The sequence below is a fragment of the Spirillospora sp. NPDC049652 genome (genome assembly GCF_040675125.1).
Lineage (GTDB): Bacteria > Actinomycetota > Actinomycetes > Streptosporangiales > Streptosporangiaceae > Spirillospora.
In genome coordinates, this window is sequence record NZ_JBFAOF010000242.1 from 1 (window position 1) to 8,759 (window position 8,759).

Sequence of the window (8,759 nt, forward strand, 5' to 3'; positions counted from 1 at the left end):
GCCGTGCCGCCCGCGGCTGCGGGCGGGTTCTGGGCGGCGGCCTCGCCACCTGCGGCCCTCGTAGCCGGCTCGGCGGCCGAGGACGGGACGGGTGGGCCGCTCTCGGGCCGTCCGGTGGCCGGGGCGTCGCCCGTGGGTGTGTCGGACGCGGTCGCCGGGCCCTGGCCGGGCGCCGTGGCGCGGCCCGAGGGGTGGTCCTCGGGTCGCTCCGGCGCTGCCCAGGGGTCGGTGGACGGAGTGAGCCAGGACGGACCCTCGTCCGGGGGCGGGGTGCTCATGCGAGGCCCTCGGGGACGGCGGCGCCGATGGGGAAGGACCGCTCACCGGTGAACCGGTGACGGCCGAGGCGCCGCCGCCCTGCATACGAGATCATCGCCCAGTCTCCGTCAGGAGTCACCCGATTCGACGGATTCGCCGTCAGGATTCTCCGGCCTTGGCCTTGGCCGACTTGCGCGTGGCCGGAGCGGTCGTCGCCGCGGCGGCCGGCTTGGCCGGAGCGGTCGCGGCCGCCGCGGCGGCGGGCTTGGCCGCGGTGTCGGCGGCCTCCTTGTCCACGCGCGGCCCGACGCCGAGCTTCTCCTTGATCTTCTTCTCGATCTCGTCGGCGGTGTCGGGGTTGTTCTTGAGGTAGTTGCGCGCGTTCTCCTTGCCCTGGCCGAGCTGGTCGCCCTCGTAGGTGTACCAGGCGCCGGACTTGCGGACGAAGCCGTGCTCGACGCCGAGGTCGATCAGGCCGCCCTCGCGGGAGATGCCCTGGCCGAAGAGCAGGTCGAAGTCGGCGACCCGGAAGGGCGGGGCCATCTTGTTCTTGACGACCTTGACCCGGACCCGGCTGCCGACGGGCTCGGTGCCGTCCTTCAGGGTCTCGATGCGGCGCACGTCGAGCCGGACCGAGGAGTAGAACTTCAGCGCGCGGCCGCCGGTGGTGGTCTCCGGCGAGCCGAACATGACGCCGATCTTCTCGCGCAGCTGGTTGATGAAGATCGCGGTGGTGCGGGTCTGGTTGAGCGCGCCGGTGATCTTGCGGAGCGCCTGCGACATCAGCCGGGCCTGGAGGCCCACGTGGCTGTCGCCCATCTCACCCTCGATCTCGGCGCGCGGGACGAGCGCGGCGACCGAGTCGACGACCACGATGTCGACCGCGCCGGAGCGGACCAGCATGTCGGTGATCTCGAGCGCCTGCTCGCCCGTGTCGGGCTGGGACACCAGCAGGGCGTCGATGTCGACGCCGAGCTTGGCCGCGTACTCGGGGTCGAGCGCGTGCTCGGCGTCCACGAACGCGGCGATGCCGCCCTTCTTCTGGACGCTGGCCACCGCGTGCAGCGCGACGGTCGTCTTGCCGGACCCCTCCGGGCCGTACACCTCGACGACCCGGCCGCGCGGCAGGCCGCCGATGCCGAGCGCGATGTCGAGCGAGATCGCCCCGGTCGGGATGACCTCGACCGGCGCGCGCGCCTCCTCACCCATCCGCATGATCGAGCCCTTGCCGAACTGCCGCTCGATCTGGGCGAGCGCGGTCTCGAGAGCCTTCTCCCGGTCGTTCGCAGCCATGGTCTTGCCCCTTGTCTTGGTTTCGGTCGCCGGGTCTGCCGGCTCTCGGCTTCGCGATGTCGAGAGCGACGTTACGAGGTGCCTCCGACAGTTCTCGACCCCTCACCGGAACTGTGGATAACGTCGCGCGCCCGGCACAGCCTACCGAACATCAGTTCGATCATGGACGCGCATCCCGATTCGCCCCGGATTATCCGTGCGCCGGACGGCCTCGACACCGTACGCTGGCGGCGCCGTCCTCGGAGGCCTCATCATGACGCTGACCGTCCTCTTCTGCGTCGATCCGCTCCATCCCCGGCGCGTTGACCCGCACTTCTCCCGCGAGGCCGCGGCCGTCCGCGACCACTACGGCGAGATCGGCCTGATCGACCACGACGAGCTGCGGCGGGGCGACGCCGACGCGGCCGTCCGGAGCGTCCCGCGCGACATGGGCCCCACCTGGTACCGCGGCTGGATGCTCACGAGCGCCGAGTACACCGCCATGACCGCCGCGCTGAGACGGCGGGGCACGATCCTGCTCACCCATCCGGACGACTACAGGCGCGCGCACGAGCTGCCGGGCTGGCACGACACGTTCGCGGGCCTGACCCCGAACAGCGTGTGGCGGGAGCTCTCCCCCGGGGACGATCCCGGCGACCTGGCCGAGCTCGTGCGCCCGCTGCGCGGCGGGCCGGGCGTCGTGAAGGACTACGTCAAGTCCCGCAAGCACGAGTGGGACGAGGCGTGCTACGTCCCGGACGTCCACGACCTCGCGCGCCTGCGCGCCGTCGTCACCAAGATGATCGCCCTCCAGGACGAGCACCTGGCGGGCGGCGTGGTCGTGCGCGAGTACGAGCGGCTCGACGCGGACGGCGAGGCGCGCGTGTGGTGGGTGGACGGCGAGCCGGCGCTCGTGGGGCCGCATCCCGACACCCCCGGCGTCGAGCCCGAGCCGGACCTCTCCGGGGTCGCGCCGGCCGTCCGGGCGCTGGGCTGCAGGTTCATCACCACCGACCTGGCGCGCCGCGCGGACGGCGTGTGGCGCGTGGTGGAGGTCGGCGACGGGCAGGTGAGCGACCTGCCCGCCACGGTCGATCCGATGGATCTGTACGCTCACCTGCCGGTTCCTGATTGACGGCGATGAAACCTGATTCGGTACGGTTTCGTCTCAGATACGACCGCTACGTCGTCTGATAAGGACGTGTCCTCGTTGCCCCCTCAGGAACCCGCGCGCCGCCTCAGCTCACGTGCCGTGAAGATCGGCATGGTGAGCGTGCTGTCCATCGCCGTCACCTCCGCCTGCGGCACCAAGTCCACCACCGCCTGGTGCGTCGACCGCCTGGCGCCGCCCACCGGCGCCACCAAGGGCGGCTACAAGGTCGTTCCGGACGCCTACTGCGACCGGCGCGAGATCGAGAACGGCACGGTGGGCTACGGCCGGTACTTCTGGTACTACGGCGGCAAGCGGGACCGGTACGGGTACGTCCGCGGCGGCGGCTACTCCGCCCCGCACAGCCACCGGATCAAGTCCAGCTCCGGCCACTCGCTGATCCGGGGCGGTTTCGGCGGCCACGGCCGGAGCGGCGGCTGAGATGCGACGCGAATTCAGCGATCCGCGTCCGGACTGGGCCGCGCGGGTCGAGGCGCAGGGCCTGGCCTACCACCGGACGGCGCATCCGGAGAACCTGACGCGTCCCTACTGGGACGAGTCCGTGCACTACGTCTTCGACATGGACGAGGTGCTGGCCCTGGAGGAGACCGTCGAGGAGCTGCACCGCATGTGCCTCCAGGCGGTCGAGCACGTCGTCACCACGGGGCGCTACAACGTGCTGGGCATCCCCGACTGGGTGGCGCCGCTGATCGAGGCGTCCTGGCGGCGCCGCGACCCGCACCTGTACGGGCGTTTCGACCTGCGCTACGACGGGACGGGCCCGGCGAAGCTGCTGGAGTACAACGCCGACACCCCGACCTCCCTGGTGGAGAGCTCGATCGTCCAGTGGTACTGGCTGCGGGACGTCTACCCGGGCGACGACCAGTGGAACTCCATCCACGAGCGGCTGGTGGCCCGGTGGAAGGAGATCGCCGCGACCGTCCCGGGCGGGCGCGCGCACTTCGCCTGGACGAACGAGGACGAGACCGGCGAGGAGGTCATGACGATCGCCTACATGCAGGAGACCGCCGAGGAGGCGGGCCTGCCCGGCGAGGCGATCGCCATGGAGGACATCGGCTGGGACCCCCGGCGCGCGCGGTTCGTGGACCTGGACGAGCGGGAGATCACCACGCTCTGCAAGCTCTACCCGTGGGAGTGGATCGTCGCCGAGCAGTTCGGCCGCAACGTCCCGCAGGCGCCCACGACGTGGATCGAGCCGATCTGGAAGATGGTCCTGTCGAACAAGGCGCTCCTGGTGCTGCTCTGGGAGCTCTTCCCCGGCCACCCGAACCTGCTGCCCACCTACCTGAACACCCCCGGGAACCTCACGTCCTACGTGCAGAAGCCGCTGCTGGGACGCGAGGGCGCGAGCATGCGCATCGTGACCCCGGACGGCCCGGAGGTCACCACCGAGGGCGAGTACGGGCGGGAGGGCTTCGTCTTCCAGGAGTTCTGCCCGCTGCCCGACTTCGACGGGGAGCACCCCGTCCTCGGCGCGTGGGTCGTGGAGGACGAGTCCGCCGGGCTCGGCATCCGCGAGACCGCCGGCCTGATCACCGACGACACGTCCTCGTTCGTCCCGCACCGCATCCGGCTCTAGACGCCCCGCCGCACCAGCCCGGCCGCACCAGACCCAGATGCCCAACACCCAGCCGCCCCACACCCGGACGCCCAGCGCCCGGCCGCACCATCCCCCAGAAGGAGAACCATGACCCCGCTCGCCGCCGCCACCGCATCGGGCGACGACAGCCTCGGCCATGTCCTGCTGCACGGCTCCGGCGCCCTGCTGGCGTACGCGGCCGTCGGCCTCGTGCTGTTCGTCGCCGGTTTCTACATGATCGACCTGGCGACGCCCGGCCGCCTGATCCACGTGATCCGCCGCGACCGCAACCCCAACGCCACGCTGCTGGCCTGCGCGTCCACGGTCGGCGTCGGCCTGATCGTGGCCGTGTCGATCTTCGCCGCGGGCGGCGACCTGGCCGAGGGCCTGACCCGCACGCTGGTGTTCGGCCTGGTCGGGATCGTCGCGCAGACGGCCGCGACGATGGCCTTCAACCGGCTCGTCGGGATCAACGTCCGGGAGCTCGCGGACGGCCCGGAGGACGGCCTGGAGCCCGCCGCGATCCTGCTGGGGGTGGCGAACCTGATGATCGGCTTCGTGATCGCGGTCGCGGTGTACTGATCAGGGCGGGGCGGACGCCGGAGGGCGGGCGCGGGCGGTCAGCGCAGGTTCGAGGGGACGTCGAAGGTGGCGACCACGGCCCGCCAGACCGTCTTGGCCGACTCGCCGTCCGCCAGGGCCTGGTCGATCGTGCGCCCGCCGAGCTCGGCCAGGACGTAGTCCTTGGCGACGCTCTCCGCGTAGCCCTCTCCGAAATGCTCGTTCATCCGCTGCCAGAACACTGTGAGACGCACGCGGACACGCTATCCGACGGACTCGTCCACCTCGTCCGGCACGCTGGGCGGCTTTCCCTGGGCGTACTGCCTGTGCAGGCCGGTCAGATAGCGTTCGACGCCTTCGACCACGCGGGCGGTCCGGTAGGACGGGAACACGTCGAATGCGTGCTGCCCGCCCTGCATCTCGGCATAGAGGACGGGCGCGTCCGACGCGTCCCGCAGCTTCTCCACGAAACGGCGCGCCTCCGGGACGGGGATCAGGGAGTCGTGGCTGCCGTGGATGACCAGGAACGGGGGCGCGTCCGCGCGTAGGTAGGACACCGGGGACGCCTTGGCGAACGCCTCCCGGTCCTTGTCGAAGGGCCGTTTCAGCACCCGTTTCTGTAGCAGCGCGAGTTTGCCGAAGGGGATCGGCCAGGGGCCGGGCTCGACGAAGTCGTACACGCCGTAGAAGGGCACGGCGCCTTGGACGGAGGTGTCGACGGCCTCGAAACCGGGCTGGTACTCGGGGACGTTCGCCGTCAGGGCGACCATCGCCGCCAGGTGCCCGCCCGCCGAACCCCCGGTCACGCAGAGGAAATCCGGGTCCGCGCCGTACTCCTCGGCATGCTCGCGGTACCAGCGGAGGAAGTGCTTCAGGTCGAGAAGGTGGTCGGGCCAGGTCGCGCGCGGGCTCAGCCGGTAGTTGACGTTGAAGCCGACCCAGCCCTGCAGCGCCATGTGATTGAGCAGCGGCAGCCCCTGCTCGCGCTTGTCGCCGATGACCCACGCGCCGCCGTGGATCTGCATCAGGCCGGGCCGGAGACGCCCGTCCTCCTTGGGCCGGTACACATCCAGCTTCAGGCGCAGCCGTCCCTCCTGGCGGAAGACGATGTTGCGGTCGACACGGACGCCCCGCCTGGGGAGCAGGCAGAGCGGCGGCAGGACGAGGTGGCTCCGGGGATAGCGCGGAGCGTTCTGCGGGTCCAGGTCCAGGGGGACGCCGCTGTCCCTGAGCGTGATCACGGTCTTGCGGGACGCGGCGATCGTGCCGGCCGTCCCGGCGACTCCGGCCAGGCCCAGGGCGAGGCCGATCCAGCCGACCCAGCCGGACGATCCGTCCGCCCCGCCCTCGGCGGCCGTCCAGGCGAGCCCGGCGACCTCGAGGACCAGCAGGTGGGGGGCCAGTTCGACGGCGAGCCAGCCGAAGAAGAAGCCGGGCACGACCAGGGCGCCGCGGCGGGGCGGGCGGCGAGCGTTCACGGCCAGCAGCAGGCTCGTCGCGCCCACCGCGAGCAGGACGTAGGGCATCGGGACTCCCGGGGTCGGCCTCCCTCCAGCCTGCACCGAGCAATCACTTGCTCACAACGTGACGCGGACCACCCCCGCGCCGTTCTGTCGGACCCGCGAGGCAGGATGGGACGCATGACCGGACTGCCCCACGACAGCGCCGCTGACGTGCTCGAACGCTTCTCCCCCGCCACCCGCGCGTGGTTCGCCGGGGCGTTCGCCGCGCCGACCGCCGCGCAGGCGGGGGCGTGGCGGTCCGTCGCGGCGGGCGACTCCACGCTCGTCGTCGCGCCCACGGGGTCCGGCAAGACCCTCGCGGCGTTCCTGTGGTCGCTCGACCGGCTGGCCTCCGAGCCCCTCCCGGACGATCCGAGGCACCGCTGCCGGGTGCTGTACGTGTCGCCGCTGAAGGCGCTCGCCGTCGACGTCGAGCGCAACCTGCGCGCGCCCCTGACCGGCATCCGGCAGGCGGCGCGCCGCCTCGGCCTGCCGGAACCGGACGTCCGGGTCGGCATCCGGTCCGGCGACACCCCCGCCGACGAACGGCGGCGCCTCGCGACCAAGCCCCCCGACATCCTCATCACCACGCCCGAGTCGCTGTTCCTGCTGCTGACCTCGCAGGCGCGCGAGGCGCTGCGCGGCGTCGAGACCGTGATCGTCGACGAGGTGCACGCGGTGGCGGGCACCAAGCGGGGCGCCCACCTGGCACTGTCCCTCGAACGCCTCGACGCGCTGCTCGACCGGCCCGCGCAGCGCATCGGGCTGTCGGCGACCGTCCGTCCCCCGGCCGAGGTGGCGGCGTTCCTGGGCGGGGCGCGCCCGGCGGCCGTCGTCCAGCCGCCCGCCGACAAGGTCTTCGACCTCGACGTCGTCGTCCCGGTCGAGGACCTGGGCGAGATCGCCCGGTTCGTGGACGGCTCCGGCGACGTGGACCCGCGCCAGCGCAGCATCTGGCCCCACGTCGAGGACCGGCTGCTCGACCTCATCGAGGCGCACCGCTCCACGCTCGTGTTCGCCAACTCCCGGCGGCTCGCCGAACGCCTCTGCGGCCGCCTCAACGAGCTCGCCTTCGAACGCGCCGCGAGCGCGCACGAGGAACTGGAGGAGGGCGACGGGCGCGACGGCCCCCGGCCGATCAGCCCGGAGGACATCGAACGCGCCCTCGGCCTCGGCGAACCCTCGGATCCGCCCGGCCCGCCCGGCCGAGGCGGCGGCCCGGGTTCCGGCGGAGGCCCGAGCCGTGAGGGGGGCGCGCGTCCGGCCGGAGGGACGCCCGCGCAGATGATGGCGCAGGCGGGAGCGGCCAGGGGCGTCCCCGCCGAGATCGCGCGCGCCCACCACGGGTCGGTGTCCAAGGAGGAGCGGGCGGGCATCGAGAACGCGCTCAAGGAGGGCAGGCTGCCCGCCGTCGTCGCCACGTCCAGCCTGGAGCTGGGCATCGACATGGGCGCGGTCGACCTGGTCGTCCAGGTCGAGTCGCCGCCGTCGGTGGCCAGCGGCCTGCAGCGGGTCGGACGCGCGGGCCACCAGGTCGGCGCGGTGTCCAAGGGCGTGATCTTCCCCAAGTACCGGGGCGACCTGGTGCAGACCGCCGTGGTGGCCGAGCGGATGCGCGGCGGCGAGATCGAGGAGCTGCGCTACCCCCGCAACCCGCTCGACGTGCTCGCGCAGCAGATCGTCGCCATGGTCGCCATGGACGAGTGGGCCGTGGACGACCTGGAGACCCTGGTCAAGCGGGCCGCGCCCTACGCCACGCTCCCCCGCTCCGCGCTGGAGGCGACGCTCGACATGCTCGCCGGGCGCTACCCCAGCGACGAGTTCGGCGAGCTGCGCCCCCGCCTGGTGTGGGACCGGGTGGCCGGCGTCCTGCGCGACCGGCCCGGCGCGCAGCGGCTCGCGGTGACCAGCGGCGGCACCATCCCGGACCGGGGCCTGTTCGGCGTGTTCCTCGTGGGCGAGAAGTCGTCGCGCGTCGGCGAGCTGGACGAGGAGATGGTCTACGAGTCGCGGGTCGGCGACGTGTTCGTCCTGGGCGCGAGCTCCTGGCGCATCGAGGACATCACGCCCGACCGGGTGCTGGTCTCCCCCGCGCCCGGGCAGCCGGGCAAGCTCCCGTTCTGGCACGGCGACTCGCCAGGACGTCCCGCCGAGCTGGGCAGGGCGCTGGGCGCGTTCACCCGCGAGCTGGCCGCGCTGCCCGAGCAGCGCGCCCGCGCGCGCGTGAAGGACGCCGGGCTGGACGAGTGGGCCGCCGAGAACCTGGTGTCCTACCTGGGCGAACAGCGCGAGGCGACCCGGCACGTCCCGGACGACCGGACGATCGTGGTCGAGCGGTTCCGCGACGAGCTCGGCGACTGGCGCATGGTCGTCCACTCGCCGCTGGGCGCGCGCGTGCACGGACCGTGGGCGCTCG

The 8,759-nt window shown here is 72.6% G+C and carries 8 protein-coding genes and 1 pseudogene; 5 read left to right on the forward strand and 4 right to left on the reverse strand.

The features are described 5' to 3' along the window. Together AB0J52_RS17570 and recA are read right to left on the reverse strand one after the other, a co-directional pair. A pseudogene (locus tag AB0J52_RS17570) lies at positions 1-278 on the reverse strand (hypothetical protein); the annotation flags it as partial. 139 nt (positions 279-417) lie between these two features. Further along, the gene (recA, locus tag AB0J52_RS17575; protein WP_500182640.1) at positions 418-1,551 is read right to left on the reverse strand and encodes a recombinase RecA; all 1,134 of its coding nucleotides are present in this window, start codon (positions 1,549-1,551) and stop codon (positions 418-420) included. A gap of 253 nt (positions 1,552-1,804) precedes the next feature. On the opposite strand from recA, the gene AB0J52_RS17580 reads away from it, so the two are divergent. The 4 genes from AB0J52_RS17580 to AB0J52_RS17595 all read left to right on the forward strand — a co-directional run bounded on the left by AB0J52_RS17580 (position 1,805) and on the right by AB0J52_RS17595 (position 4,862). Beyond that, the gene (locus tag AB0J52_RS17580) at positions 1,805-2,665 is read left to right on the forward strand and encodes an ATP-grasp domain-containing protein (protein ID WP_500182641.1); all 861 of its coding nucleotides are present in this window, start codon (positions 1,805-1,807) and stop codon (positions 2,663-2,665) included. Between the two features lie 75 nt (positions 2,666-2,740). Further along, complete coding sequence (locus AB0J52_RS17585) at positions 2,741-3,121, forward strand: hypothetical protein (RefSeq protein WP_500182642.1); 381 nt, start codon at positions 2,741-2,743, stop codon at positions 3,119-3,121. 1 nt (position 3,122) lies between these two features. Next, positions 3,123-4,280, forward strand: a complete 1,158-nt coding sequence (locus AB0J52_RS17590; RefSeq protein WP_500182643.1) for a glutathionylspermidine synthase family protein — start codon at positions 3,123-3,125, stop codon at positions 4,278-4,280. Positions 4,281-4,388: 108 nt separating this feature from the next. After that, a complete protein-coding gene (locus tag AB0J52_RS17595) occupies positions 4,389-4,862 on the forward strand; it encodes a DUF350 domain-containing protein (protein WP_500182644.1) in 474 nt (157 codons plus the stop codon). A gap of 38 nt (positions 4,863-4,900) precedes the next feature. On the opposite strand, the gene AB0J52_RS17600 is transcribed toward AB0J52_RS17595, so the two are convergent. Both AB0J52_RS17600 and AB0J52_RS17605 read right to left on the reverse strand, forming a co-directional pair. Further along, positions 4,901-5,095 carry a DUF3046 domain-containing protein gene (locus AB0J52_RS17600; protein ID WP_500182645.1) on the reverse strand — a complete coding sequence of 65 codons (195 nt, stop codon included), beginning with the start codon at positions 5,093-5,095 and terminating at the stop codon, positions 4,901-4,903. A 9-nt stretch (positions 5,096-5,104) separates the two neighbouring features. Continuing rightward, positions 5,105-6,367, reverse strand: coding sequence for an alpha/beta hydrolase fold domain-containing protein (locus tag AB0J52_RS17605; protein ID WP_500182646.1), 1,263 nt, complete (start codon positions 6,365-6,367; stop codon positions 5,105-5,107). A gap of 114 nt (positions 6,368-6,481) precedes the next feature. On the opposite strand from AB0J52_RS17605, the gene AB0J52_RS17610 reads away from it, so the two are divergent. Further along, a partial coding sequence (locus tag AB0J52_RS17610) for a DEAD/DEAH box helicase (RefSeq protein WP_500182647.1) occupies positions 6,482-8,759 on the forward strand: 2,278 nt, incomplete at its 3' end.